The sequence below is a fragment of the Nostoc sp. genome (genome assembly GCF_041747015.1).
GTDB lineage: Bacteria > Cyanobacteriota > Cyanobacteriia > Cyanobacteriales > Nostocaceae > Nostoc.
Map to the genome: position 1 here is coordinate 80,447 of NZ_JBGTFY010000319.1, position 25,582 is coordinate 106,028.

19 protein-coding genes, 1 pseudogene and 1 CRISPR repeat array are annotated in these 25,582 nt (G+C 41.8%); of the genes and pseudogenes, 14 read left to right on the forward strand and 6 right to left on the reverse strand.

What is annotated here, in order from left to right:
• The first annotated feature begins 431 nt into the window (after positions 1–431).
• Together ACEW80_RS25670 and ACEW80_RS25675 are read left to right on the forward strand one after the other, a co-directional pair.
• Positions 432–4,649, forward strand: coding sequence for a beta strand repeat-containing protein (locus ACEW80_RS25670; protein WP_373529305.1), 4,218 nt, complete (start codon positions 432–434; stop codon positions 4,647–4,649).
• A 460-nt stretch (positions 4,650–5,109) separates the two neighbouring features.
• Positions 5,110–5,289, forward strand: coding sequence for a hypothetical protein (locus tag ACEW80_RS25675; protein WP_373529306.1), 180 nt, complete (start codon positions 5,110–5,112; stop codon positions 5,287–5,289).
• 40 nt (positions 5,290–5,329) lie between these two features.
• Here ACEW80_RS25675 and ACEW80_RS25680 read toward each other — a convergent pair whose 3' ends face one another.
• Complete coding sequence (locus ACEW80_RS25680) at positions 5,330–6,622, reverse strand: dicarboxylate/amino acid:cation symporter (protein WP_373529307.1); 1,293 nt, start codon at positions 6,620–6,622, stop codon at positions 5,330–5,332.
• A gap of 179 nt (positions 6,623–6,801) precedes the next feature.
• Between ACEW80_RS25680 and ACEW80_RS25685 the strand changes: the two genes are divergently transcribed.
• From ACEW80_RS25685 to ACEW80_RS25705, 5 genes and pseudogenes are all read left to right on the forward strand, one after another.
• A complete protein-coding gene (locus ACEW80_RS25685) occupies positions 6,802–9,432 on the forward strand; it encodes a DNA polymerase III subunit alpha (protein WP_373529308.1) in 2,631 nt (876 codons plus the stop codon).
• Positions 9,433–9,455: 23 nt separating this feature from the next.
• On the forward strand, positions 9,456–10,085 hold the full coding sequence (locus ACEW80_RS25690) for an FMN-binding negative transcriptional regulator (RefSeq protein WP_373529309.1): 630 nt from the start codon (positions 9,456–9,458) through the stop codon (positions 10,083–10,085).
• A gap of 168 nt (positions 10,086–10,253) precedes the next feature.
• Positions 10,254–11,159 (forward strand): LD-carboxypeptidase, encoded by a 906-nt coding sequence (locus ACEW80_RS25695; protein WP_373529310.1) that lies wholly within the window; start codon positions 10,254–10,256, stop codon positions 11,157–11,159.
• Between the two features lie 157 nt (positions 11,160–11,316).
• On the forward strand, positions 11,317–12,120 hold the full coding sequence (locus ACEW80_RS25700; RefSeq protein WP_373529311.1) for an FkbM family methyltransferase: 804 nt from the start codon (positions 11,317–11,319) through the stop codon (positions 12,118–12,120).
• A gap of 54 nt (positions 12,121–12,174) precedes the next feature.
• Positions 12,175–12,297 (forward strand): annotated as a pseudogene (locus tag ACEW80_RS25705) (LD-carboxypeptidase); the annotation flags it as partial.
• 7 nt (positions 12,298–12,304) lie between these two features.
• Here ACEW80_RS25705 and ACEW80_RS25710 read toward each other — a convergent pair.
• On the reverse strand, positions 12,305–13,048 hold the full coding sequence (locus tag ACEW80_RS25710) for a class I SAM-dependent methyltransferase (RefSeq protein ID WP_373529312.1): 744 nt from the start codon (positions 13,046–13,048) through the stop codon (positions 12,305–12,307).
• 318 nt (positions 13,049–13,366) lie between these two features.
• Here ACEW80_RS25710 and ACEW80_RS25715 point away from each other — a divergent pair, with 318 nt between their 5' ends.
• Genes ACEW80_RS25715 through ACEW80_RS25725 form a run of 3 tightly spaced genes read left to right on the forward strand, consistent with a single transcriptional unit; the run spans position 13,367 to position 16,618 of the window.
• Positions 13,367–14,017 carry a glycosyltransferase family 2 protein gene (locus tag ACEW80_RS25715; RefSeq protein WP_373529313.1) on the forward strand — a complete coding sequence of 217 codons (651 nt, stop codon included), beginning with the start codon at positions 13,367–13,369 and terminating at the stop codon, positions 14,015–14,017.
• Positions 14,018–14,074: 57 nt separating this feature from the next.
• Complete coding sequence (locus ACEW80_RS25720; RefSeq protein ID WP_373529314.1) at positions 14,075–15,247, forward strand: glycosyltransferase; 1,173 nt, start codon at positions 14,075–14,077, stop codon at positions 15,245–15,247.
• Between the two features lie 51 nt (positions 15,248–15,298).
• Complete coding sequence (locus ACEW80_RS25725) at positions 15,299–16,618, forward strand: ABC transporter substrate-binding protein (RefSeq protein ID WP_373529315.1); 1,320 nt, start codon at positions 15,299–15,301, stop codon at positions 16,616–16,618.
• Positions 16,619–16,727: 109 nt separating this feature from the next.
• Here ACEW80_RS25725 and ACEW80_RS25730 read toward each other — a convergent pair whose 3' ends face one another.
• Positions 16,728–17,480 (reverse strand): hypothetical protein, encoded by a 753-nt coding sequence (locus ACEW80_RS25730; protein WP_373529316.1) that lies wholly within the window; start codon positions 17,478–17,480, stop codon positions 16,728–16,730.
• A 453-nt stretch (positions 17,481–17,933) separates the two neighbouring features.
• Between ACEW80_RS25730 and ACEW80_RS25735 the strand changes: the two genes are divergently transcribed.
• From ACEW80_RS25735 to ACEW80_RS25745, 3 genes are all read left to right on the forward strand, one after another.
• The gene (locus ACEW80_RS25735) at positions 17,934–18,623 is read left to right on the forward strand and encodes a PEP-CTERM sorting domain-containing protein (RefSeq protein WP_373529317.1); all 690 of its coding nucleotides are present in this window, start codon (positions 17,934–17,936) and stop codon (positions 18,621–18,623) included.
• 608 nt (positions 18,624–19,231) lie between these two features.
• Complete coding sequence (gene hemE, locus ACEW80_RS25740) at positions 19,232–20,293, forward strand: uroporphyrinogen decarboxylase (RefSeq protein ID WP_373529318.1); 1,062 nt, start codon at positions 19,232–19,234, stop codon at positions 20,291–20,293.
• Positions 20,294–20,426: 133 nt separating this feature from the next.
• Positions 20,427–21,383 (forward strand): NAD-dependent epimerase/dehydratase family protein, encoded by a 957-nt coding sequence (locus ACEW80_RS25745; protein ID WP_373529319.1) that lies wholly within the window; start codon positions 20,427–20,429, stop codon positions 21,381–21,383.
• A gap of 40 nt (positions 21,384–21,423) precedes the next feature.
• Here ACEW80_RS25745 and ACEW80_RS25750 read toward each other — a convergent pair whose 3' ends face one another.
• Positions 21,424–21,792 carry a DUF2500 domain-containing protein gene (locus tag ACEW80_RS25750; RefSeq protein WP_373529320.1) on the reverse strand — a complete coding sequence of 123 codons (369 nt, stop codon included), beginning with the start codon at positions 21,790–21,792 and terminating at the stop codon, positions 21,424–21,426.
• A 266-nt stretch (positions 21,793–22,058) separates the two neighbouring features.
• Between ACEW80_RS25750 and ACEW80_RS25755 the strand changes: the two genes are divergently transcribed.
• Positions 22,059–23,648 carry a B12-binding domain-containing radical SAM protein gene (locus tag ACEW80_RS25755; protein ID WP_373529321.1) on the forward strand — a complete coding sequence of 530 codons (1,590 nt, stop codon included), beginning with the start codon at positions 22,059–22,061 and terminating at the stop codon, positions 23,646–23,648.
• Positions 23,649–23,755: 107 nt separating this feature from the next.
• Positions 23,756–24,149: a CRISPR direct-repeat array (repeat unit 36 nt; unit sequence GTGCTCAACGCCTTACGGCATCTAAGGTTAAACCAC).
• Between the two features lie 263 nt (positions 24,150–24,412).
• Here the strand turns inward: ACEW80_RS25755 and cas2 are convergent.
• Together cas2 and cas1 are read right to left on the reverse strand one after the other, a co-directional pair.
• Entirely contained in the window at positions 24,413–24,706 is a 294-nt protein-coding gene (gene cas2 / locus ACEW80_RS25760) for a CRISPR-associated endonuclease Cas2 (protein WP_373529322.1), read from the reverse strand.
• A 9-nt stretch (positions 24,707–24,715) separates the two neighbouring features.
• Positions 24,716–25,507, reverse strand: a complete 792-nt coding sequence (gene cas1 / locus ACEW80_RS25765) for a type I-MYXAN CRISPR-associated endonuclease Cas1 (RefSeq protein ID WP_373529323.1) — start codon at positions 25,505–25,507, stop codon at positions 24,716–24,718.
• Positions 25,508–25,582 lie beyond the last annotated feature (75 nt).

Below are 25,582 nucleotides of genomic sequence, written 5' to 3' on the forward strand. Positions count from 1 at the left end.
CTGGCGAGAAAAAGGCGTAGGCGTAACCCGTCGTAGACATCGCTCTCATCATTATATACTTCCGCTTCTGTACCGGGAGGCGATCGCCAGATTACCTAAAAACGGTATATTGGTGAAAGTATTAATCTGAGTAATAATTTGTCCCATAAAATTATTTTCAAAGTACTATCAATCCTTGCTCGTAAATCCTTGAGACAAGATTGAGGATAGACAAAGATAAATTGTACGTAATCTTTAGTAATGTATCAAATCGCCTATCTTTAGACAAAGATAGGATGTATAGTCTGAGATTATACATCTGAGTATATTGTATAAACTAATCTTTATTGTTTCCAAGCGATCGGCTGGTAGTAAGCGGCTTCAGTTTTGCTTTTATACAGCGCCAAATGTTTATGACGCTGATTACAAAATGATAATAGGAATCAACAGTAATGGCACCAAATCCAGCAGTTTTTAATTTATCTAACCTGAACGGCGATAATGGTTTTGTGATCAACGGCATTGATTACAATGACTACTCAGGTTATTCCGTCAGCAGTGCCGGAGACATTAACGACGATGGCTTCGATGACCTAATTATCGCTGCACCAGATGCCGACCCCAACGGCAACAGCGAAGCTGGAGAGAGCTACGTGGTGTTTGGCAGTAGCAGTGGCTTTGGAGCTAGCCTCAATCTCTCTTCACTCAATGGCAGTAACGGCTTTGTGATCAACGGCATTGATGAGAGGGACTACTCAGGCTCCGACGTTAGCAGTGCGGGAGACTTCAACGGCGACGGCTTCGATGACCTAATTATCGGGGCAAGAAGTGCCGACCCCAACGGCAATAACGAAGCAGGAGAGAGCTACGTGGTGTTTGGCAGCAGCAGTGGCTTTAGAGCCAGCCTCAATCTCTCGTCACTCGATGGCGGCAACGGCTTCGTGCTCAATGGCATTGATGCTCTTGACCGCTTAGGCTCCTCGGTTAGCAGTGCCGGAGACTTCAACGGCGATGGCTTCGATGACCTGATTATCGGGGCAAGTTATGCCAACCCCAACGGCAATAACGAAGCAGGAGAGAGCTACGTAGTGTTTGGCAGCAGTGGCTTTGGAGCCAGCCTGAATCTCTCGTTACTCAATGGCGGTAACGGCTTTGTGATCAACGGCATTGATGAATTTGACAACTCAGGCTACTCCGTCAGCAGTGCCGGAGACTTCAACGGCGACGGCTTCGATGACCTGATTATTGGGGCAAGTACTGATTCCCCCAACAGCAACCGCAGTGCAGGGGAGAGCTACGTAGTGTTTGGCAGCAGCAGTGGCTTTGGAGCCAGCCTGAATCTCTCGTTACTCAATGGCAGTAATGGCTTTGTGATCAATGGCATTAGTGCATTTGACCGCTCCGGCTACTCCGTCAGCAGTGCCGGAGACATCAACGGGGACGGCTTCGATGACCTGATTATCGGTGCATTTTATCTCTTCCCCAACGGCAATTACAGTGCAGGGGACAGATACGTGGTGTTTGGCAGCAGTAGTAGCTTTGGAGCCAGCCTCAATCTCTCATCACTCAATGGCAATAACGGCTTTGTGATCAACGGCATTGATGAACGTTATAACTCAGGCTTCGACCTTAACAGTGCCGGAGACTTCAACGGCGATGGCTTTGATGACCTGATTATCGGGGCATATGATGCCAAGCTCAACGGCAAGTTTAGTGCTGGGAAGAGCTACGTGGTGTTTGGCAGCAGCAGTGGCTTTGGAGCTAGCCTCAATCTTTCGTCACTCGATGGCAGTAACGGCTTCGTGCTCAACGGCATTGATCAAAGTGACTACTCAGGCTTTTCCGTCAGCAATGCCGGAGACATCAACGACGACGGCTTCGATGACCTGATTATCGGGGCAAGGAGTGCCGACCCCAACGGCAATAACGAAGCAGGAGAGAGCTACGTCATTTTTGGTTTTGCGACGACTACGGCTCCTAATCAACCTCCAGTCGCGGTTGCTGACACGGCTACCACCGACGAAGATACCGCCGCCGTTAACATTGCGGTCTTAGCCAACGACAGCGACCCGGATAGCAATCCTTTAACACTGACAAATGTCAACGGTAATAATGTAATTGTTGGCACTCCTATTACTCTAACTTCCGGTGCTTTATTCACTTTTAATGCTGATAATACCTTCACCTACGACCCTAACGCTCAATTTGAAACTTTGGCTGTAGGTGAAACAGGCAACGACAGCTTTACCTATACTATCAGCGATGGTAGCTTTACTAGCACAGCTAACGTTAACCTGACTATCAACGGGGTGAATGATGCACCCAGGCTTGTTTCTATTTTCAATCTCTCTGACCTCAATGGCAGCAACGGCTTTGTGATCAACGGCATTGAGGTGGGTGACCGCTCAGGCGCTCCTGTCAGCGATGCCGGAGATTTCAACGGTGATGGCTTCGACGATTTGATTATTGGGGCATACCGTGCCTCCCCCAACGGCAAGGGCTACGCTGGGGAGAGCTACGTGGTATTTGGTAGCAGCAGTGGCTTTGCAGCTAGTCTTAATCTCTCGTCACTCAACGGCAGCAATGGCTTTGTGATCAACGGCGTTGAGGTGGGTGACAACTCAGGCAAATCCGTCAGCAATGCCGGAGACATCAACGGTGACGGCTTTGACGACCTGATTATCGGAGCACCTATTGCCTCCCCCAACGGCAATAACTTTGCAGGGGAGAGCTACGTGGTGTTTGGCAGCAGCAGTGGCTTTGGAGCTAGCTTTGAACTCTCGTCACTCAACGGCAGTAACGGCTTTGTGATCAACGGCATTGATGCGCGTGACTTTTCAGGCATATCAGTAAGCAATGCCGGAGATATCAACGGTGACGGCTTTGACGACCTGATTATCGGGGCACGGGGTGCCGACCCCAACGGTCAGCAATATGCAGGGGAAAGCTACGTGGTGTTTGGCGGCAGCAGTGGCTTTGCAGCTAGCCTTAATCTCTCCGATCTCAATGGCAGCAACGGCTTTGTCATCAACGGCATTGATGGAGGTGACAACTCAGGCATCGACCTTAGCAGTGCCGGGGATTTCAACGGTGACGGCTTCGATGACCTAATTATCGGGGCAAGCATTTCCTACCGCTACGATTCATTTAATTTTGGGGAAAGCTACGTGGTGTTTGGCAGCAGCAGTGGTTTTGCAGCTAGCTTTAATCTCTCCGATCTCAATGGCAATAACGGCTTCGTGATTAAAGGCATTAATGATGATGACAATTTTGGCTACTCAGTTAGCAGTGCCGGAGACTTCAACGGTGATGGCTTCGATGACGTGATTATCGGGGCATACGATGTCAACACTGTTGGAGAGAGCTACTTACTGTTTGGCAGCAGTAGCGGCTTTGGAGCTAGCTTCAATCCCTCATCTTTGGATGGCAGCAACGGCTTTGTGATCAAGGGCATTAATACGTTTGACAGATCAGGTTTCTCTGTCAGTGGTGCTGGAGACATTAACAGTGACGGATTTGATGACCTGATTATTGGGACACGTTTTAACGAGCGCGTCACTCAGTCTGATGTTGACAAGAGCTACGTCATCTTTGGTTTTGGGAATACAGCTAGTACCCAAGAAGATACTGCCCTTAACATCCTTGCCAGCACCATCTTAAGAAGATATACAGATGCCGAGAGCGATACCTTAAGTATTAGTGATTTCGCTAATCCTGCTAACGGTACACTCACCTTTAACGACAATGGCACTGTTGGCAACACCAGCGACGACTACTTCATTTACACCCCCAATGCCAATTACAACGGCGCTGATAGCTTTACATACACTGTCAATGACGGTAATGGCGGCATCATTTCTGGAACTTTTAACTTGAACGTTAAGCCCGTTAATGACACACCCGTTGCAGTCAATGATACTGTTACCGCTGCCAAAAATACTGCTGTGAGTATTCAAGCTAATACTCTGCTGGCTAATGATACAGATGTTGATCGCATCGACCTCAGCATCATCGCTGTTAATAATACAACCAATGGCACTGCGGTACTTAACAATAACGGCACTGCCAACAACTCAGCAGATGACTTCGTTGTGTTTACTCCAACTACCGGGTTTAGTGGTGCGGCTAGCTTCAACTACACCATCAGCGATGGTCAACTTACCGATACTGCTAAAGTTACTGTGCAAGTAGGCGATGTCTACGACGGGCTATACCTACGCATTTTTGGTGGCAACTGCAACGATTACCTCAACGGCACTCCCGGTAATGACTACCTCAATGGCGGTAATGGCAAAGACACCCTTGTTGGCGGCAATGGTAATGATACCCTTGGTGGCGGTAATGGTAATGACATCCTCTGCGGCGGTAATGGCAAAGACATTCTCTGCGGTGGCAATGGTAACGATAGATTGTCTGGTGGTTTTGGTAACGATATCCTCACAGGTGGCAATGGCAAAGATAAATTTATCTTGGCTGCAACCCAAGGTACTGATACTATTACTGACTTCTGCAAGGGCACTGATTTGATTGGCTTGTCTGGTGGTTTGAGCTTTAGTCAACTCAGTTTCGCTGGTCATAAAATCATCGTCACTGCGACTGATGAAGTTTTGGCAACTCTGACTGGCATCAACACTACCACGCTAACTGCCGCTAATTTCACCATTGTCTAGTATCGAAGTTGGGGAGTAAGATTTTGCTCCCCTAAAAAACCGATAATTACTGTAGAACTGGCTCTTTGATCAAAATAATTTTAAATTTACAGTTCGTAATATAAATCATAAGTCTTTTGAAGATCATAATTCCTAACAAACTACCGAGTTAAAATTTGGATGGCAATGCGATCGCTGACAAAAATCTTTGCAACAGGTGTACGCCCTTAACAACGTATCTGTACGAGGAATGTTGTGAAATGATCTGACTTTTCACCGGATGTGGAATCAGAAAAATGGCGCGTGGAATTTCAGTATTAAAGCGGAAACAACATAAATTCACTTACTGAAATTCCGCAATTGCCGCCAAGACAATTGCAAAAGCGCAGTGTAACCTTTAACTAGAAAAACAGTATCAGGCAGTTCCTAGACAGAATGCCAACTATTTCCCACTAAACTTTTATAATATTTTGTTGTTCTTATGACTCCAAAACACACCAAAACTAAATTTCCCCTTTGGCTATATCTGAATCAACCTTTATTTAGTAGTGATACTAAATTAGTATTGAATCCTCGTCGCTTTGCATTGATCTGGCGTCTCCAACTTCTAGAACGTTGCTGGGCTAAAGAATGCGATGCCAAGGGACCTCAACAGCATTAGATACTTGGAAAGCTGCCGCACTCAATTAAAAGCTGGCAAACTAAGCTTCGTCTAAAGAATGTGGCTTTTTGCCGTCAAGTAAAGCACTGACAGTCATATCTCCCATGACATTAATCGCGGTGCGACAGCGATCCAGAAACCAGTCTACAGTAACTAGCAAAGCGATGTACTGGGTAGGTAAGCCTACAGAAGTAAACACCAGTGTCATTGTTACCAGTCCAGCATTGGGAATATTCGCCGCGCCTACGGATGCAAAAATCGAGGTAAGGATGACAATTAACTGCTGTCCTAGACTCAGATGTTGCCCAATCAGTTGGGAAATATACAACGCAGACATTGCTTCATATAGGGCAGTGCCATCATTATTGAAATTTGCCCCGACTAATGCCCCCAAGGCAGCAGAAGATTCCCTTAAACCGATTTTTGTTTGTAAAACTTCAAAGGTTACGGGCATTGTAGCCGCTGAGGAAGAAGTTGAGAAAGCTGTCAAAAAGGCATTAGAACCACCAGCTAAGAACTTTAGTGGATGTACCCAAGAACCGAATTTTACTCTGGTGAGGTAGTAGCAGGCTTGCAATCCCAGCGCTAACAGCACCGCCACAATGAATGCACCCAAAGATTTAAATGGTGCAAACCCTTGCATAGCCACAGTTTTCGCTACAATCCCAAATACTGCCAAAGGTACTAAGGCAATTACCCAGTTGAGGACGTGGACTACCGCCTCAAATAAAATCCCGATCACATCCTCTATCGGCTGGTACGCATTCTTCCCTTGGGCAATTTGTTCCGATTTTAATCCCCGCAGGACGATGCCAAAACTTAGGGCAATAACAATTAGTTGGATAACATTATTATCAACTAACGGCTTCAGGATAGCTTCGGGTACAGCATCTTTGAGTATTCCCCAAGGGTCAAGACTTTGAGGAGCTATTTCTGTATTTATTGAGGTAGCTACATTGCCCCAAGTCCCCGGACGCAGGACATTTGCTACAAAAAGTCCTATTAAAATAGCTACGGTAGTGTTGGTTAAAAGTAGCACTGCCAGCCGCCGTCCGGCTGTACCGGGGATGTTGGTAGTCATCAAAGTATGGAGCACCGCTACCAAAATCAGGGGTGTAGCTAAGGCACGGAGAGCCTTTAGCACTAACTCAGCCGGAATTGCTAAATTGTTGATTAAGGCGGCATTACTTGGATTAGGATTCCCCGCACCAAGGGCAATTCCGACGCTGACTGCGGCTATCAGAGCGATGACAATTTGCAAGGTGAGAGGGATACGCTGCCACCAAGGGCTAGCTTTGGTTTCAGGCGAAGTAGTACTCTCTGTTTGACTCATTAGCTAAATACTGGTTAACGGCTGTAACTATTAAAACTTCACTTTCGGAAGTGAAAATTTCGCAAACAAGTTAATCTAAGATTCCGTTGCTTTGCAAAATCCGGCTCGAAAGGGTGTGCTATTGGGTAGACCCCTAGAGATCAGCTGATTAGCATTAAATTTTGGATTTTAAATTGCTTATGTCCTTTGTCCCTTTACATATTCACAGTGACTACAGTCTGCTCGATGGAGCAAGTCAGCTACCAGAGTTGGTGGATCGAGCGATCGCACTGGGAATGAAAGCGATCGCCCTTACTGATCATGGTGTCATGTATGGGGCGGTTGAATTGATCAAAATCTGCCGTAGTCAAAATATTAAGCCGATTATCGGCAATGAAATGTATGTAATTAACGGCGACATTGAAAAACAAGAACGCCGTCCGAAATATCATCAAGTCGTTTTAGCTAAAAATACTCAAGGTTACAAACATTTAGTCAAATTAACTACAATTTCTCACCTTCAAGGTGTTCAAGGTAAAGGAATTTTTTCTCGTCCTTGTATTAATAAAGATTTACTCAAACAATATCATGAAGGCTTGATTGTTACTAGTGCTTGCTTGGGTGGAGAAGTTCCCCAAGCGATTCTTAGCGGTAGACCAGATGCAGCCCGGAAAGTTGCTCAGTGGTATAAAGATGTATTTGGTGATGATTATTATCTAGAAATTCAAGATCACGGCTCCCAAGAAGACCGGATTGTGAATGTTGAAATCATTAAAATTGCGCGGGAACTAAATATTAAGTTTATTGCTACCAATGATTCTCATTTTATTTCTTGTTTTGACGTTGAAGCCCATGATGCTTTGTTATGTATTCAAACTGGCAAGCTAATTATTGAAGACAAGCGGATGCGTTATAGCGGTACAGAATATCTCAAATCTGGCGAGGAGATGAGGCAGCTATTTCGTGACCATTTGCCGGATGATGTAATTGAAGTTGCGATCGCCACCACTGAAGAAGTTGCCGATAAAGTCGAGCCTTACCATATTATGGGTGAGCCTCAGATTCCGACACCACCCATTCCCTCTGGTCATACTGCTGAGACTTACGCTGAAGATGTTGCATGGAGCGGACTTTTAGAACGTTTAAATCGTAAATCCCGCAATGAGGTCGATTCCATCTATAAAGAAAGATTGGAATACGAATTGAAAATGATTCAGCAGATGGGTTTTTCCAAATACTTTTTAGTTGTATGGGACTACATCAAATTTGCTAGAGATAATAATATTCCTGTGGGTCCAGGTCGGGGTTCGGCGGCTGGTTCGTTAGTTGCCTATGCGATGCGGATTACTAATATTGATCCTGTACATCATGGGCTACTATTCGAGCGTTTTTTGAACCCCGAACGCAAATCCATGCCTGATATTGATACGGATTTCTGTATTGAACAACGGGATAAAGTTATTGAATATGTAACTGATAAATATGGTGCAGATAGAGTTGCCCAAATTATCACTTTTAACCGCCTAACTTCTAAAGCAGTTTTGAAAGATGTCGCCAGAGTATTGAATATTCCCTATGGGGAAGCCGATAAAATGGCGAAATTAATTCCTGTAGTGCGGGGAAAACCAACGAAACTCAAGGTGATGATTTCTAATGAAACTCCAGAACCAGAGTTTAAAGAGAAATATGATAAAGAACCCCATGTTCGTCATTGGCTTGATATGGCGATGCGAATTGAAGGAACTAACAAAACTTTTGGAGTTCATGCAGCAGGTGTAGTGATTTCTGCCGATCCACTGGATGAAATTGTGCCGCTACAGAAGAATAATGACGGTTCTGTGATTACCCAGTATTTCATGGAAGACCTGGAATCAATGGGTTTGTTGAAAATGGATTTTCTGGGTTTACGGAACCTGACGCTGATTCAAAAGACTGTTGATTTAATTCAAGAAACGAGAGGATATCGGGTTGATCCTGATGAAATTCCCCGCCAGGAAAGAAAAGCCCAGAAGATATTAGCTAAAGGTGAACATAGCTCTCTGCCAAAAGATGTCCAAAAAACCTACGAACTTTTAGAAGCAGGTGAATTAGAAGGGATATTTCAATTAGAATCTTCTGGGATGCGTCAGATAGTGCGAGATTTGAAGCCTTCTAATATAGAAGATATTTCTTCAATTTTGGCACTTTATCGACCGGGGCCATTAGATGCGGGACTAATTCCGAAGTTTATTAACCGCAAACACGGGCGAGAAAAGATTGATTATCAACACACTATTTTAGAACCAATATTAGACGAAACCTATGGAATTATGGTCTATCAAGAGCAAATCATGAAAATTGCTCAGGATATGGCTGGATATACCTTAGGACAAGCTGACTTGCTGCGTCGAGCGATGGGTAAAAAGAAAGTTTCTGAGATGCAAAAGCAGCGAGAAAAATTTGTAGATGGCGCAGCAAAAAATGGCGTTCAGAAAAAAATTGCGGATGAATTATTTGAGCAAATGCTAAAGTTTGCTGAATATTGTTTAAGCTATGACACGGAAATATTGACGGTGGAATATGGATTCATCCCGATTGGTAAAATCGTCGAAAAACGCATTGAATGTACTGTATACAGCGTTGATAATAATGGGAATATTTACACGCAACCCGTAGCACAGTGGCACGATCGCGGGCAACAAGAAGTATTTGAGTATTGTTTAGAAGATGGTTCAGTGATTCGGGCAACAAAAGATCACAAGTTTATGACTGTCGATGGCCAAATGTTACCAATTGATGAAATATTTGAACGGGAGTTGGATTTGATGCGAGTAGAGTATTTACTGACATAAGTTGATAGTGAGATTAAATCACCATGTATAGACCAACCGCTTTTCAAGAAGATAATGTTGATAAATTGATCGCCTTTATGAGAGCTAATAGTTTCGCTACATTGGTGTCGATTATAGATGGCGTACCTTGTGCTTCACACATTCCTCTTGTCATTGCAATGCAAGGGGATACTGTTAAATTAATTGGTCATTTGGCAAAGCAAAATCCTCAATCGCAAGCCCTTGGCACTGAGTTACTTGCTATCTTCACCGGAGTACACGCTTACATTTCTCCTAGCTTGTATGAAAAGCATGAGAGCGTACCAACGTGGAACTATATTGCTGTTCACGCTTATGGTATTCCCAAAGTCATCATGCTCAATGACTCCCCAGAATCAATGAACCAAATGATAAACGAGATGATAGACACCTACGAAGCTGATTACAAATCGCATTGGCACGGTTTATCTGACGGATTTCGTGAAGGTATGATGAATGGCATTGTGGGATTTGAAATAACTGTTACACGCTTGGAAGGTAAGTACAAGCTCAGTCAAAATCGAAGCCAAGTTGATCAGCACAATGTGTCAAATACACTGTTACAAAGTTCAGATCCGGCTGCTCGTGCTATTGGTATCCACATGAAACAAAACCTTGAAGCGAATGAGTATTAGTAAAGGGCGTTACGTCAAACGTCAGCTTTGACTTTTATAAAAAATACTCACACGTACAATGTTTTTCAGCAAAAGGGTATTTAAAGAGCGATCGCTTGGAAAATAATTCAACAAAATTTTATCGGAGTTATGGGTTATAGTCTTTATTCTTAACTCCTAACTTTTTTCATGCCATCCAAAATCTTACCACCGCCCCTGAAACCTGGCGACTTACTACGAGTAATTGCCCCTAGTGGTGCTTTGCGAGAATTTGAGATATTTGGGCGGAGTGTAGAAATTTGGCGATCGCGTGGTTATCGAGTAGAAATCAGCCCTCAGATAGATGACAAATGGGGTTATCTTGCTGGAAACGATGAAATCCGCCGTCAGCAACTAGCAGCAGCGTGGCAAGATTCCAATTGTCGTGGTATCCTTTGCGCCAGAGGCGGTTTTGGCAGCACCCGCATTTTAGAAGATTGGAATTGGCAACAAAATTCAGCACTTCCCAAGTGGTTGATTGGTTTTTCTGATATCACAGCCTTGTTGTGGAGTCTTTACACAGCAGGAATTTGCAGCGTTCACGGTTCGGTAATGACAACTTTGGCAGATGAGCCAGATTGGTCAATTGACAGATTATTCGACTGGCTAGAAGGTCGTCCTCTCGCCTCACTCAAAGGTTGCGGTTGGGGCGGTGGTGTGATTACAGGGACTTTGTTGCCAGGTAATCTCACGGTGGCTACTCACCTTTTAGCTACACCACTACAGCCACATCTTGATGGTGTAATTCTGGCATTGGAGGATGTTACAGAAGCACCTTATCGCATCGACAGGATGCTGACACAGTGGCGTTTAAGTGGTGCTTTGGCTAAAGTTTGTGGTATTGCGTTGGGGAGTTTTACTCGCTGTGAAGTGCCGCCAACTGTACCTAGTTTTAGTGTAGAGGAAGTATTGCGCGATCGCCTGGGTGATTTAAATATTCCCATTGTCTCTGATTTGCCTTTTGGTCACGATAGCCCTAATGCAGCCTTACCAGTGGGTGTAGAAGCAATTTTAGATGGAGATGCGGGGATATTAGCGATCGCGCATCGGCATTAAGTTAAAATCAGATCCGCTTACTGTTAAATGTTCTAAAATGTCAAAACAAATGATTGGCTCAAAAGTTTCTTTTGAAGGCATTTCCATATAAAAAACTATAGTGTCAAGTATTACATGATCGAACGCTTGCAGTAATTATTCAAGGAAAACGTGATTTATGAATAGAAACTTAATAATTGATGTTGGTGTTCATACAGGTCAAGATACAGAGTTTTACTTAAAAAAAGGCTTTCGAGTTGTTGGAATTGAGGCTCATCCTGATATTTACGAATCTACAAAAAATCGACTAAATTCATACATAGAAAATGGTCAACTTACTCTCCTAAATATTGCTGTATCACCAAAGGATGAGCCAGTCACTTTTTACGCTAACTTAGACAGAAGTTTTTGGGGTACGACTTCAGTAGATTGGGCGCGTAAGGGCGAAAGCAGCTTTGGTACACGTTCTATTGAGATGACTGTAGAAGGACGCAGATTTGAAAACATTTTGGAGAAGTTTGGCATTCCCTACTATCTCAAAGTAGATATTGAAGGTGCTGATATATTATGCATAAAGGCATTACGGCAGTTTCACACCAAACCACAGTTCATATCCATAGAATCAACAAAGGCTTCTTGGAGTGCGTTACTTGAAGAAATTGCGCTGTTAAAAGAACTTGGTTATCAGAAATTTAAAGCTATCAACCAAGCGAAAGTACTTAAACAGGTTTGTCCCTCACCAGCACGAGAAGGCGAGTATATTGCACATGAGTTTGAATTTGGTGCTAGTGGACTCTTTGGAGAAGAAACACCAGATATTTGGCTCTCAGAGAGTGAAGTAATTAAAGTCTACAAACGCATTTTTTTAAATTACAAATTATTCGGAATTAATGGGATTTTTTATCAAATATCTGTGGGGAAGATGCTCTTAGATATATTCGGTATAAAAGAACCTTGGTATGATACTCATGCCAGTCTGTGAAGCTTTTTCAACTATTTGCTATCCTGAAAAAGTTTTACACTGGGAAATTAAAGCGATCGCTTAGATGATTTAGGTATTCCGATTGTCTCTAACCTGCCTTTTGATTATAATAGTCCCAATGCAGCCTTAACAGTAGGTGGGGATGCGGGAATATTAGCGATCGCACATCCACATTAAGTTAAAATCAGATCCATTTACGGTAGCAACGAGCTGTAGTGTAGTAAGGGTGAAAAATTTCTAAGAACTTACTCTGAATTGTCTTCAAGAAGGTTTCTATTACTTGAGGATCATCAATGTGAAAAGGGTAATCTTGATTAAAACCTTTAAAGAAATGCCAGTTTAGGATGGTTTTACCTTCAGGTGTTAGCGCTTGATAAAACTGAAGTAGCTGTTGGCTAGGGTCTGCTAAATGTTCTAAAACGTCAAAGGAAATAATTGTGTCAAAAGTTTCTTTTGGATGAATCTCCTGACAAATAATAATTTTTTTACTTAGCCCTAGCTGTTCGACTCGATGATGAACAAAATCACGATTAACAGGATTAATATCACAATAAATAACTTGCTCAACTTCAGGGCAAAGGGCAGCACAAATTGTATGAGTCCCAATACCACCACCAAAATCTAACACCCGACCTTGGGCATGATCTACAATCAAAAACAAGGTATTTTCAATATTTTCATGGCTTGCTAAATGCCAGGCTCCCAACTCAAATAAATAAACTTCTCCCACCTTGTCACGATAAAAAGCAGTTGGTGTCTCCCAATCAAAATCTTTGTTACCTAACTCGGCTAACTGCTGTGTACCCGCAGCTAATTTTTCATCTAGTGTTTCTGAATCTAAATGCAAAAATTCTTGTAGATGCTGTTTTAAATGAAATGAATCTTGCGAATAATCGCTTAAAAAAGGTGGGAGTGAAAGTTTAACCATTTTACATCTTCTGATGAGTAGCCTGTGTTATAAAATGATACCAAGCTTTTTGTAAACTTACTACTTAAAAAATATTTACATTTATTAATGTATACCTGTATTAGTCAAGGTGTAAAATCACGGGAATCGGGATAAATTAATCATCTATATTTATTTTTTGTCCAAAATATTGGTTTGAAAAACTGATGCAATATGAAATCGAAAATTAGCCCATCTTTGTTTATCCAAAGGAAATCTTACATCATTATTTGTCTCTAATCTGCCTTTTGCTCATGACAGCTTCAATATAATCTTACCTATATTTATATTATTTATATAATGAACAGTGTAATGTTTGACCCAATGCCGGAAATATCAATTATCCTACCTACCTATAACAGAGCAAAATACTTAAATAGGTGCATTGAAAGTATTATCAATCAAACTTTTAAGGATTGGGAACTGATTGTAGTTGATGATGGCAGCCAAGACAATACTTTTGAAATTGTTAATCCTTATTTACAAGAATTTTCAAATATCGGATATTTAAAACATCAAAACAAAAAACAATGTTACGCCAAAAATGCTGGTATTCAGGCATCTTTTGGCAAATATATCACATTTATCGACAGTGACGATGCATACAAATCAGATCATTTGGAGTCGCGTCTTAAATATATTAAAGCTAATCCAGAAATTGACTTGATTGAAGGTGGATTTGCAACTGAAGAAGAAATTTGGGTAGCAGATTATTTTAAACCTGGTCAAACAATTAATCTACGAGAATGTGTTTTAGGTCCAACATTCTTTGGTAAGAGACAGGTATTTTTTGAATTGCAGGGATTCAAACATTTTGCTTATGGAGAGGATACAGACCTCTGGGAGCGGGCTGAAAAAATCTTTAGAACTCAAAAAATAACCGAGCCGGAAACCTATGTTTATACAAGAGCAGAAACTAGTGTTACCAAGAGTTTTTTAGAACAACGCTAAGAACCTAAAAAATTTCATTCTCTCTATCCGCTTCCAGAGAATATAATATCTGCAACTATGCATATTTGTCATATAGTATTGAATAACATTGGTGGAGCGCCAAGAACGGCAGATTCGCTAATTTCGTATCAGGTTAAAGCTGGCTATAAAGTTTCTACTGTGGTACTTACAGATTTAGATTTACTATGGACAACGGCTTTTAAAGCTGCTGAACCAGTGATTGTAATGAAAGTGGCAGGCACTCTATTTTATATTGGGGGAGCAATACAACAGATTTGGGTAGCGATGCAATTAAGTAAGGTCATTGCTAATCAGAAACCTGATATTATTATTTGTCACACTGCATTTGTCACCAAACTCTTTTATATTTCTCAATTCATCCCCGGAAGTTTATCCGTTCCATACATTAGCTATATTCACACTGATTACATTTCTGAATTACAGGTTAAAGCCAAAACAGACTCAATAAAAGCACTGATCCAAAACTTATATATCACTATTGATAATTGCATCAATCTACGTGCTATGAAACAAGCTAGTGGACTAGTTTTTGTTTGTAACACTCTTTATGAAAGATGGTTAAACCTTGGCTTGAATCACCATCGAGTAACAATATCTTACAATCCAGCAATACCTGATATAAATAATTTACCTCTCAATCCTATCGCCGAATTATGGTTAAATGACCCGAAGTTAATTACCTTTGTATCTGCTGCCAGATTCCACCATCAAAAAGACCACAAAACTTTACTTAAGGCATTTGCTAAAGCTAGTCAAAATAGTTTAAATATCCGACTGATTCTGCTAGGAGATGGTGATTTGGAAACCGAGATGCAAGCTCTGGCAAATTCCTTAGCTATTGGTGACATTGTTCTCTTTGCCGGATCTGTTCCTAATCCTAGAGCTTATTTCTCACTGTCTAGAGCAGTTATACTTGCCTCTCATTTTGAAGGATTTGGTATGGTGATTGTAGAAGCTATAGCAAGTGGAGTAACCTTCATTGCTAGTGACTGTCCAGTTGGCCCGCGTGAAATTTCTGAAGTACTAGAATGCGGAACTTTAGTACCACCAAGTGATGTGGATGCCTTAGCAGCAGCAATTATTACTCACGTGAAAACGCCTCAGGAGAAAATTGAACGCTCTAAGCAAATTGAACGACTCTTTAGTGAGTCTAGCTGTGCGAATAGGTTAGAAGTTTTGATCCAGCAAGTTGTTTCTCAATCAGTATAAACTTTTCGTATTTTATGCTACACAACCTATCCTTCTGGCTAACTGCTTGGCATGAACATTAACCTTTTAACATCCGAAACCAGAAAACTTTTCCGTCAGTGTTTCAATTTTACTTGGCGGCTGTCACTTTTAGAACTTGTTTTTAGTTTGTGTCTAATATTTTTATTTGGTTGTCAGGGAATAAAACAAAATGACAACGGGGTAATTCGTCTGACATTATGGCAAGCGATTAATCCGCCTGCACATCGAGAGATTTTTGAAAAACTAGTAGATAAATTTAATCAAACTCATCTTGATATTCAGGTGGAATCTATTTTCGAGCCTGAACCCCAATTACCAAAGTTATTAACATCTGTTGTTGCTAATGTACCTCCAGATATTCTGTCATTTCACCCTGAATATACAGGTCAATTTATAGAATTAGGAGCAATTATACCTTTAGAAGATTGGTTAGAGAAATCGCCACTAAAGTCAGATATCAGACCAAATCTCCTGGAAGAAATGCAGTTAGGTGGTCATATTTGGTCAGTTCCAATGCATACTAGTAATATTGCTATTTTCTACCGCCCTAAGCTTTTTGAAGCTGCGGGAATCAGAGAAATACCCAAAACTTGGGATGAATTGAGACAAGTTGCCAAAAAATTAACTATAGACCGCAATGGCGATCGCCGCCCTGAACAGTATGGTATATTACTGCCTTTAGGAAAAGGTGGATGGACTGTATTTAGTTGGTTCCCTTTTCTATTTGGGGCTGGGGGAGAGATTGTAACCAATAATCGCCCAAATTTAATGAATGCAGGTGCGATCGCTGCCTTACAATTCTGGCAAGACCTGATAAAAGATGGTTCAGTATTGCTTTCAACCCCAGAACGAGGTTATGAAGAAGACGCTTTTATTGCGGGTCGTGTGGCGATGCAGATCACAGGCCCTTGGACGTTAATCATGAAGTCTGAGGTTGATCATCAAGTATTTCCCATACCGGCAGGTGTGAAGCCTGCCACAGTCACGGGTACTGGAAATTTATTTGTAATGAAGACCACACCAGCAAAAGAGCAAGCGGCACTCAAATTTTTAGAGTATGTTTTGAGTGAAGAATTCCAAACAGAATGGAGTACAGGGACAGGTTTTTTACCAGTTACCCTGACATCGGCTAAAAGCAAAGCTTATCAGCAATTCATCAATGAAAAACCAGTGTTAAAAGTGTTTTTTGAGCAAATGCCTATGGCATATTCTCAACCGATTATTGCTGGATATAGTCGGATTTCTGACAGTCTTGGTCGAGCTATCGAGGCTACATTGCTGGGTGAGTCTCCTGAAAAAGCCCTCAAAACAGCACAAGAGCGTTTAGAACTTATTTGGGCTGACAAATGAAAATCGATTTTTGTCAGGTAGGCATTGTCTACCGATGGCAAAAACCTCGATTTTAATGTTTATAGCAGTACCCGGCTACGATTATTGTTAGTGAATCCGTCGATAATAGTCATGCAGAAATTTCAGTTTTGCGATAGGAATTTCTTTTCAAGGTACACAAGCCAATTGCTGGGATAATTCCTAGAATCAGTGCTGTAAATAATTGTCCACTCCAATACAAGATAGGAATACGGTTTGCTTCTGGAATTAAATTTTGTACAAGAAAAAGCAACCAAACCAAAATACTAATTAATAAAAAAGAGATTGAAGGTAAAAAATTCCACCACCAAATGTCTGCTGTATATCGCCTCAATACCAGCCACTGGCAAAGCCCCAGCCAAATACCAGAAATTATATATGCGATCGCTGACAGAAATCCAAAAATCAAAGTTTGTTCAGGAGATAAAGTTTCATTTAACGATGAGGCAATGGATGAAATGTAGTTAATCCAAGCTGTAGAAATGCCGTTGGCAATCACCCATCCGGCACTGGTAGCACATATCCACTGCCAACCCGATAAATATCGGTAAAGGATAAGGCTCTGGTCTGTGGCGAAAATCACTGCAAATACAACATTGCTAAAACTTCTGACTAAAATGTTCCATGTTTGTGGCTGGAGAGCAACAGTAGGTGGTAGGCTTTGGAGAATAATTTTCTCTAAGGCTATACTGACAACGCCACCCACAACCCATCCGATAACGGTCATCAAGGTAAACTGAATAAAGAACCTCTGTCGCTGCGATCGCGGAATCAAAAATTTTCCTGGATTAGGCTCGTTGTCAGTAGATGCGACATGATCGGGACTGTTGGAGTCAGTTTGCATAGAAATTTAGGGGAGTAGGGAGTGAGGGAATAGGGAGATAGGAGAGCCGGGGAAGAATAACTAATGCCCAATGCCCAATCCTCAATTAAATATTGATTCTTGTTTTACACTATTTCTCACTCTTCAGTCCCTATCTTGCACTCCCTAAGGCGGACATCTTAGCTTTTGTCCTATCCGCTAAAATTACACAAAAGCCTTCACTTAATCTTTAAAGATATTTTAGTATATACACTGTATCTTTTGCGAGTTATAAAAACCAAAATAGGATCACAAAGCATCAAGATTAACTTACATCTTCGAGCTTGTTGTAACCAAAAAAAGTCATACACAAAGACCTAATAATCTTTGTGATTTTCTTCTAGGTTGTTGGAGTGACGGAACCAGTTTTTCATAGCTAGGTTTCAAAAAAATCAGTCTTAATACTCTTTCTCTCTTTAAAGGTTTATTACTCGAATGCTGCAAAAATTCTCCTTGGCTTTACTGGCAACAACTGTTGTGGTTATAAATGCAAATCCAGCTAGTGCTGTGACTATGCAAGTCAACAGTGGCCCGTTTTCTAGCTACTCTGATGCCAAAACTGTCACCTTTGATGATGGCACAGCAAATGATCCCAATGGATTTGTTACTTACTCTAATATTACTACCAACATTGTTCAAGGTAGTGTATCTGGTCAATACGCCTCACCTTTGGGGGATACTACCAAGTTTCTCACAATTGCTCCAACAAATACTAACGTTGCAGGCAACAGTGGTTTTGTCAATATTGCCTTCAAAGAAGCTGTTAATTACTTCGGTTTTTATGCAGGATCATTGGATAGTTACAACTATATTGACATTTACAAAGGTAATCAGTTATTAAAGGCTTTTAGTGGTGCAGATGTGCCAACTGCAATAGCTAATGGTAGTTGGACTAGCACTCAAGCTAACTTGTTTGTCAATCTTGTAGCTGAAACAGGAGAAACATTTGACCGAGTTGTGATGCGCTCAGATGGTATTGCCTTTGAAACAGACAACCACGCCTATAGACTAGCCAACCAGAGCGTTCCCGAACCTAATGCGATGTTAGGTGTGTTAGCAATAGGTGCTTGTGGTATGACTTCACTCTTCAAACGCTTACAACATCAAGTGACACTGAAAGGATAAGTTTATCAGGATGTGCGTTGAAAACCTTTGAAGATGTGTCTTGAAGCATGGCTTCGAGACACACTGTTACTTGTCACAGCCCAGCGATATCATGGTATTTTTCATGCAGTACCAGGACTTACGCAAACAATAGCCGAAACCCTTATTTTCAGGTAGGGGCAATACCCTGCGGGAAGCCGCTTCTCTACGAGACGCTCCGCTCCGCGTAGCTTGCTTCTCCGTAGGAGTATGCGTCTACATGAATTGCCCCTGAGCGCGTGTAGTTTTGCGTAATTCCTGAGTACGAATCGTTGCTAAAGTATCAAAAGAGAAGATAGTACTATCGCAATCCTAAATTATTGATGATAGACAAAATCGCCGAAAGATTTAAGAATACGTGCTTTTAATGTCAGTATTTTCTAACGTTTTAATTTTTGAGTCTTGGAAACTCAACCAAACGAGAAATGCTGACTTTTTCGTTGGTTCTTAATCTTGGTTGCGATCAAGAGTAATTTTAGATGCGTTTGCCCTACCACTCCCCTTTTCCTGCAAATCTGCTGAAAAAGCGTAATCCCAGAATGATAAGCTAAACAGTGGCATAAAAATTGTGACTTAGGATGAAGTGATAAATGGGTATTTCTTCAACAACTCCTCATCTGTTGCGGGCTGCTCGCGGTGAAGTGGTAGATCGTCCCCCTGTATGGATGATGCGACAAGCGGGACGATATATGAAAGCATATCGAGACTTAAGAGATAAGTATCCTTCCTTTCGCGATCGCTCGGAAATTCCAGAAGTAGCAATTGAAGTTTCCTTGCAACCCTGGAGAGCATTCCAGCCAGACGGAGTAATTTTATTTTCTGATATTGTCACCCCATTACCTGGTTTGGGCATTGGCATGGACATTGCCGAAGGTAAAGGGCCAATCATTGACTCGCCTCTGCGGACTCAAGAACAAATTGATCGTTTGCGTCCTTTAGAGCCAGAAGCAGACCTACCATTTATTAAGACAATTTTGCAAGCGCTACGCTCTGAAGTGGGCGATAAATCGACAGTTTTAGGCTTTGTGGGTGCGCCGTGGACGTTAGCAGCTTATGCGGTAGAAGGAAAAGGTTCTAAAACCTACTCCATCATTAAAAACATGGCATTTTCCGACCCGACGATATTGCATCAATTATTAGCTAAATTAGCAGATGCGATCGCCATCTATGCCCGGTATCAAATCGACTCTGGTGCCCAAGTTGTGCAAATGTTCGATTCTTGGGCGGGTCAATTGAGTCCTCAAGATTATGATACCTTTGCTCTCCCCTATCAGCAGAAAGTTTTCCAGCAAGTCAAGCAAACCCATCCCGATACACCTTTGATTTTGCTAGTTAGCGGTAGTGCGGGTGTGTTGGAAAGAATGGCACAATCTGGTGCTGATATAGTCAGTGTAGACTGGGCAGTGGATATGGCAGATGCACGAGCTAGATTAGGCAAGCAAGTCAAAGTTCAAGGAAATCTTGACCCAGGCGTGCTATTTGGCTCTAAACAGTTTATCCGCGATCGCATTCTCGATACCGTTCGCAAAGCTGGTAATTGGGGTCATATTCTCAATCTCGGTCACGGTGTCTTACCAGAAACTCCAGAGGAAAATGTCGCTTTCTTCTTTGAAACCGCAAAGGAACTGAATCTTGCAGGAGTTAAGGGTTAAAAGTAGAGACGCGATGAATCGCGTCTTTTTCCAAGTTCGGGGTTCTCATTTTTGATTCCCAAATTTTGATTCGGAACTTTTAGCTTTATTCTGAACTCTTAACTTTTAACTCCCTACTTTTTAGAAATTCTCTATGAGCCAGAAACGGATTTTAGTGACTGGTGCAAGTGGTTGTATAGGTCATTATTTAACAGAAGCCTTAATTAAGGAAACAGAACACGAACTGTATCTGTTAGTTAGAAACCCAAGTAAACTGCAAGTTGACACCAAGGCACGTTCAGGTATTAATGTTTTGCAAGGCGATATGCAAAACATTAGCCAATTTTCTGATTTATTACTAACAATTGATATAGCAGTACTCACCGCCACAGCTTGGGGTGGTGAGCAGACATTTGATATTAATGTCATTAAAACTATAGAGTTGATGAAGCTGCTAGATCCAGACCGTTGCCAGCAGGTAATTTATTTTTCGACAGCTAGCGTTTTGGATCGTTACAATCAACCATTAAAAGAAGCAGGGGAAATTGGGACAGATTACATCCGTTCTAAATATGACTGCTTACATAAGACATCAGAATTAGCGATCGCACCCAAAATTACCACACTATTTCCTACTTTAGTATTGGGCGGTGATCCCAACAAACCCTATTCTCATCTCACATCTGGCATTCCAGAAGTTACGAAATATATTAATTTAATTCGCTTTTTGGAAGCAGATGGCAGTTTTCACTTTATCCACGGGCGAGACATTGCCATTGTAGTACGATATTTAATTGATCATCCTCCTACAAAGGATCAACCACGGCGGTTTGTTTTAGGTCAAGCGCAGTTAACTGCTGATCAAGCAGTGGAAGAAGTTTGTGCTTATTTGGGCAAAAAGATTTACTTTCGCATTCCCATATCTATAGCATTAGCTAATTTGTTTATTATTCTGTTCCGCATTCAGATGGCTGCTTGGGATAGGTTTTGCATGAACTATCGGCATTTTACATACGAAAAATTTATCAATCCCGATAGTTTCGGCTTGCCAAATTATTGTGCAACTATGAGTGATGTTTTAAAAATTAGTGGCGTTAAAGGTGTGAAGTAGGGTATTAGACACTGTTAACATTAGGGCAAAAACATCTAGTTTAATGAAATTTTTGAAAATCCACAAAGCGTATATCTTCTTTAGAAGAAAGCTTACCCCTATCACCTTCATGTAGAGAGTCATAGAATTTTTTACTGACTGCAAACTCCACAAGATTTCCATGCTCAAATTGAAATTCTATGTAGTAATTCGTTTGAGTTTGAGGAGGAAATGTCATAGTCTGATTACCATTGGCATCAGTCATGAATTCAGGGGGTGTCATAGTAGTAGTGCTATTTCTACGTTTAGAAACGACACTTGCCTCTCTTTCTATAGTTGGAAGATTATTTACCCTAATTTCCTGCGAAATTATTTGCGAAATTATATAAAAAGTAAACAAAATTATACAAACAACAAATACAAACTCCATGATTGCTTATTTTCAGGTGTAAGGATTCGAGTCATACCAATCTCCATAAATTAATTATGCGTTACCTGAAATCCTTGTAGAGACGTGTTAGCACTGCGGGACAAAGTACAATTTCGCGTATCTACATTCTTTTTCGGAGATATTTTATGTATAAATTATCTTATCCCCAACCGAAATGTTAAAATAAAACAACTTTAATAAAAAGTCAATAGCTCTTAATTTTCGTTAAAGTGGGATAACAATCAAAGTGTGAGGATTGATACTACATGCGAATCTTATTAGTGTATCCGATATTTCCCAAAACCTTTTGGTCTTATGAAAAAATCTTGGAGTTAGTCGATCGCAAAGTTTTATTACCACCTCTAGGTTTAGTAACAGTAGCCGCGATTCTGCCCCAAGAATGGGAATTCAAGCTGGTCGATCGCAACATTCGCCCAGCGACAGAAGCAGAATGGGCATGGGCAGATGTAGTAATCCTCTCGGCGATGATTGTCCAAAAACAAGATTTACTCGACCAAATCCAAGAAGCAAAAAAACGTGGCAAGCTAGTCGCAGTCGGCGGCCCCTACCCCACGTCTGTACCTCACGAAGTTGAAAATGTTGGTGCAGATTTTCTAATTCTAGATGAAGGGGAAATCACGCTACCCATGTTTATTGAAGCAATTCAACGGGGAGACACATCTGGCACTTTCCGCGCCACAGAAAAACCTGATGTAACCAGCACACCAATACCCCGTTTTGATTTATTAGAATTGGATGCTTATGACATGATGTCGGTGCAGTTTTCGCGCGGTTGTCCCTTCCAGTGCGAATTTTGCGACATTATTGTTCTCTACGGGCGCAAACCGCGCACCAAAGCCCCAGCACAATTATTAGCAGAGTTAGATTACCTCTATAAATTGGGTTGGCGGCGGGGTGTGTTCATGGTGGATGACAACTTTATTGGCAACAAACGGAATGTGAAATTGTTGCTCAAAGAGTTAAAAATCTGGATGGCAGAACACAAGTATCCTTTCCGATTTGACACTGAAGCTTCAATTGACTTGGCAGAAGACTCAGAAATGTTGGAGTTGATGGTTGAGTGCGGTTTCTCGGCGGTGTTTTTGGGAATCGAAACGCCGGATGAGGATAGTTTGCAAATGACCAAGAAGTTTCAAAATACTCGCAATTCCCTGACGGAGGCAGTAGAAACCATCACCAAAGCGGGATTGCGCCCAATGGCTGGGTTTATTATCGGGTTTGATGGCGAAAAAGCAGGCGCAGGCGATCGCATTGTCCGCTTTGCTGAAGCAGCAGCTATTCCCTCTACCACCTTTGCCATGTTGCAAGCGTTACCAAATACAGCGCTTTGGCATCGTCTGAAAAAAGAAGGACGACTGCGGGAAAACCAAGATGGCAACATCAACCAAACAACATTGATGAACTTCCTCCCCACCCGTCCTCTAGAAGAACTCGCACGGGAATATGTTGAGGCGTTTTGTACTTTATACGACCCAGTGCAGTATTTGGATCGTACTTATCGCTGCTTCTTAATGATGGGTTTGCCGAGTTGGAAAGCCCCAGCTAAAATGCCAGAGTGGATAGTTGTGAGAGCACTGCTGACTGTAATTTGGCGACAAGGAATCAAACGAGAAACTCGCTGGAAGTTCTGGCATCATTTGTTCAGCATTCTCAAGCGTAACCCAGGAGTTATTGAGCATTATCTGGCTGCTTGTGCTCACAACGAGCATTTTCTAGAGTATCGCCAAATTGTGCGCGATCAAATCGAAAGTCAGTTAGCAGAATATCTAGCACAAGGTGCAGAAAAACCCTATGTGCTAGTTAAGGAAAAAGTACAAGAAAAAGCTTTTATTTAGTGAGCAAAGGTTAATCAATGAGCTAGGACTTGAGGAACATTATCAATTTTCCACTGTGCGCCAGGAATTTTAGTTCGACGTTCAATCTGCTTAATAGTAGACTCCATAGGATAAACGCCTTTCGGCATCTAAGGTTTGGTCAGGAAAATTTCGATTTGGAGGAAGAGAAACTGGGCGTTGTGCTCAACGCCTTACGGCATCTAAGGTTAAACCACAGAAAGTACGCAGTTAGTTAGTGTCTATTAGTCATAGTGCTCAACGCCTTACGGCATCTAAGGTTAAACCACAATATTATGGTGAGATTAAAGAATATTCATAAGTGTGCTCAACGCCTTACGGCATCTAAGGTTAAACCACCCACTACCCGTATTCAATCGGGGGATTATAATCCAAGTGCTCAACGCCTTACGGCATCTAAGGTTAAACCACCTGTAGAGTCAGCGCGGTATTCGTACCATTTAGCTTGTGCTCAACGCCTTACGGCATCTAAGGTTAAACCACGGCGAAGCTTGAAAGCCTTAGCAAGCAAGCGCTCTAATCCAAGTTTACAAGCATCTCCCAAAAAAACCAATAATAAACTAAAATTGTTCAATTTTGACTCAATTCCAATCTAGCTTGATAATCCAAAACCCTTGATAGAAGAGAGGTTACAAATTTTGCAAGCACCTACAACGCCTCAAAAATTCCTCAAATGTAGTATTTATGAGGATTCCAGCAATTACATCCATCTTCACTGCCTGAACAAAGAGAGATGCTTGCATTTTTCAGAGAATCAAAAAAGGCTTGTTTGTATTTTCCCACGTACCCGGTCGATTGTACTTGGGTATATCCTGCACACAGCGATCGCTCAAACGCACAAATAAAATACAATCCTCCTTTGCCAAAATCGTCTCCAACTCCCAACGTAATTTTTCGCGATCGCGTTGATTCATGACGCAGCGAAAAATTGAATATTGTATCCGTTCTCCATATCCCTCCAACAACTTATAAGCTTTGCGCCAACGCTTAGGATTGCGAATGTCGTAACAAATGAGGTAACAATTTTTCTGTTCTGCCATTGTAATACCTCACCGCAGTACCAAATGACCAAACAAACCACCCTCACCCATCCATTCTTTTTCTAAAAGTCGCACCTCTAGCTCAAATAAACGGCGATAGGTAAGGGAATAACCCGTAACAGGATGTTTCCAACTCTCTTGTTTCCGATTTTCATACAGTTCTACAAATTTGCGCCGACCTGCTTCACTTAGCCAAACCTGCGTCCCACGAATTTCAAAATCTGCCTTAACGTCCCACTGACCCCGATTGACTGAAGCCATTACTGTCATATCTACCAAAGGCACGCGGAAAATTTCAAGCAAATCCAGTGCTAACGGTGCAGCTTGCGTTCGCGGTTGATGATAAAAACCCAAAGCAGCTTCTAAACCGACAACTAGAATACTGTTCATTACATCCTTGAGTAAAAGTGCATAGCCAAAACTCAGCAGTGCATTGAACCTATCTTTGGGTGGGCGGCGATTTCGACCGCCAAAGTGCAGTTCTTTTAAAACTTCTGATGAAATCAAACAGGGCAAAGCACTAAAATACAGCGCTGCTAAATTCCCCTCTAGTCCTAAGAGTGATTCTAAAGATTTGGCTTTAGGAACTTGTTTAAGTACAGCTTTCATTTTAGTAATCGCTTTCTCCAACTTTTCTGCTTTAGCTTTACCTCTAGTTCCTCGCATTAAAAACTTACGCTGTCCCTGGCCTCGACAAACTACCAACTTACGAGCTAATTCCAGGCAGAAATCAGGATTAGTTAGGGCTTGCTGAACAAAAGTGAAACATAGTCTAGGTAAGGGTTTTGAGCATTTTTTCACCAAGCAAGTGCAAGACTATAGCATCCAGAGGTTCAAAAACCTTGCACTTTCGTCGGCGAGCGCCGGGCAAATTGG

What these genes read in the sequence shown, in the direction of transcription:
- ACEW80_RS25690 (WP_373529309.1), top strand. Translation starts at nt 9,456, where the DNA reads ATGTATAGACCAACCGCTTTTCAAGAAGATAATGTTGATAAATTGATC.
- ACEW80_RS25700 (WP_373529311.1), top strand. Translation starts at nt 11,317, where the DNA reads ATGAATAGAAACTTAATAATTGATGTTGGTGTTCATACAGGTCAAGAT.
- ACEW80_RS25750 (WP_373529320.1), bottom strand. Translation starts at nt 21,792, where the DNA reads ATGGAGTTTGTATTTGTTGTTTGTATAATTTTGTTTACTTTTTATATA.
- ACEW80_RS25745 (WP_373529319.1), top strand. Translation starts at nt 20,427, where the DNA reads ATGAGCCAGAAACGGATTTTAGTGACTGGTGCAAGTGGTTGTATAGGT.
- ACEW80_RS25715 (WP_373529313.1), top strand. Translation starts at nt 13,367, where the DNA reads ATGAACAGTGTAATGTTTGACCCAATGCCGGAAATATCAATTATCCTA.
- ACEW80_RS25685 (WP_373529308.1), top strand. Translation starts at nt 6,802, where the DNA reads ATGTCCTTTGTCCCTTTACATATTCACAGTGACTACAGTCTGCTCGAT.
- ACEW80_RS25730 (WP_373529316.1), bottom strand. Translation starts at nt 17,480, where the DNA reads ATGCAAACTGACTCCAACAGTCCCGATCATGTCGCATCTACTGACAAC.
- ACEW80_RS25725 (WP_373529315.1), top strand. Translation starts at nt 15,299, where the DNA reads ATGAACATTAACCTTTTAACATCCGAAACCAGAAAACTTTTCCGTCAG.
- ACEW80_RS25680 (WP_373529307.1), bottom strand. Translation starts at nt 6,622, where the DNA reads ATGAGTCAAACAGAGAGTACTACTTCGCCTGAAACCAAAGCTAGCCCT.
- ACEW80_RS25710 (WP_373529312.1), bottom strand. Translation starts at nt 13,048, where the DNA reads ATGGTTAAACTTTCACTCCCACCTTTTTTAAGCGATTATTCGCAAGAT.
- ACEW80_RS25695 (WP_373529310.1), top strand. Translation starts at nt 10,254, where the DNA reads ATGCCATCCAAAATCTTACCACCGCCCCTGAAACCTGGCGACTTACTA.
- ACEW80_RS25735 (WP_373529317.1), top strand. Translation starts at nt 17,934, where the DNA reads ATGCTGCAAAAATTCTCCTTGGCTTTACTGGCAACAACTGTTGTGGTT.
- ACEW80_RS25675 (WP_373529306.1), top strand. Translation starts at nt 5,110, where the DNA reads ATGACTCCAAAACACACCAAAACTAAATTTCCCCTTTGGCTATATCTG.
- hemE (WP_373529318.1), top strand. Translation starts at nt 19,232, where the DNA reads ATGGGTATTTCTTCAACAACTCCTCATCTGTTGCGGGCTGCTCGCGGT.
- ACEW80_RS25755 (WP_373529321.1), top strand. Translation starts at nt 22,059, where the DNA reads ATGCGAATCTTATTAGTGTATCCGATATTTCCCAAAACCTTTTGGTCT.
- cas2 (WP_373529322.1), bottom strand. Translation starts at nt 24,706, where the DNA reads ATGGCAGAACAGAAAAATTGTTACCTCATTTGTTACGACATTCGCAAT.
- ACEW80_RS25720 (WP_373529314.1), top strand. Translation starts at nt 14,075, where the DNA reads ATGCATATTTGTCATATAGTATTGAATAACATTGGTGGAGCGCCAAGA.
- ACEW80_RS25670 (WP_373529305.1), top strand. Translation starts at nt 432, where the DNA reads ATGGCACCAAATCCAGCAGTTTTTAATTTATCTAACCTGAACGGCGAT.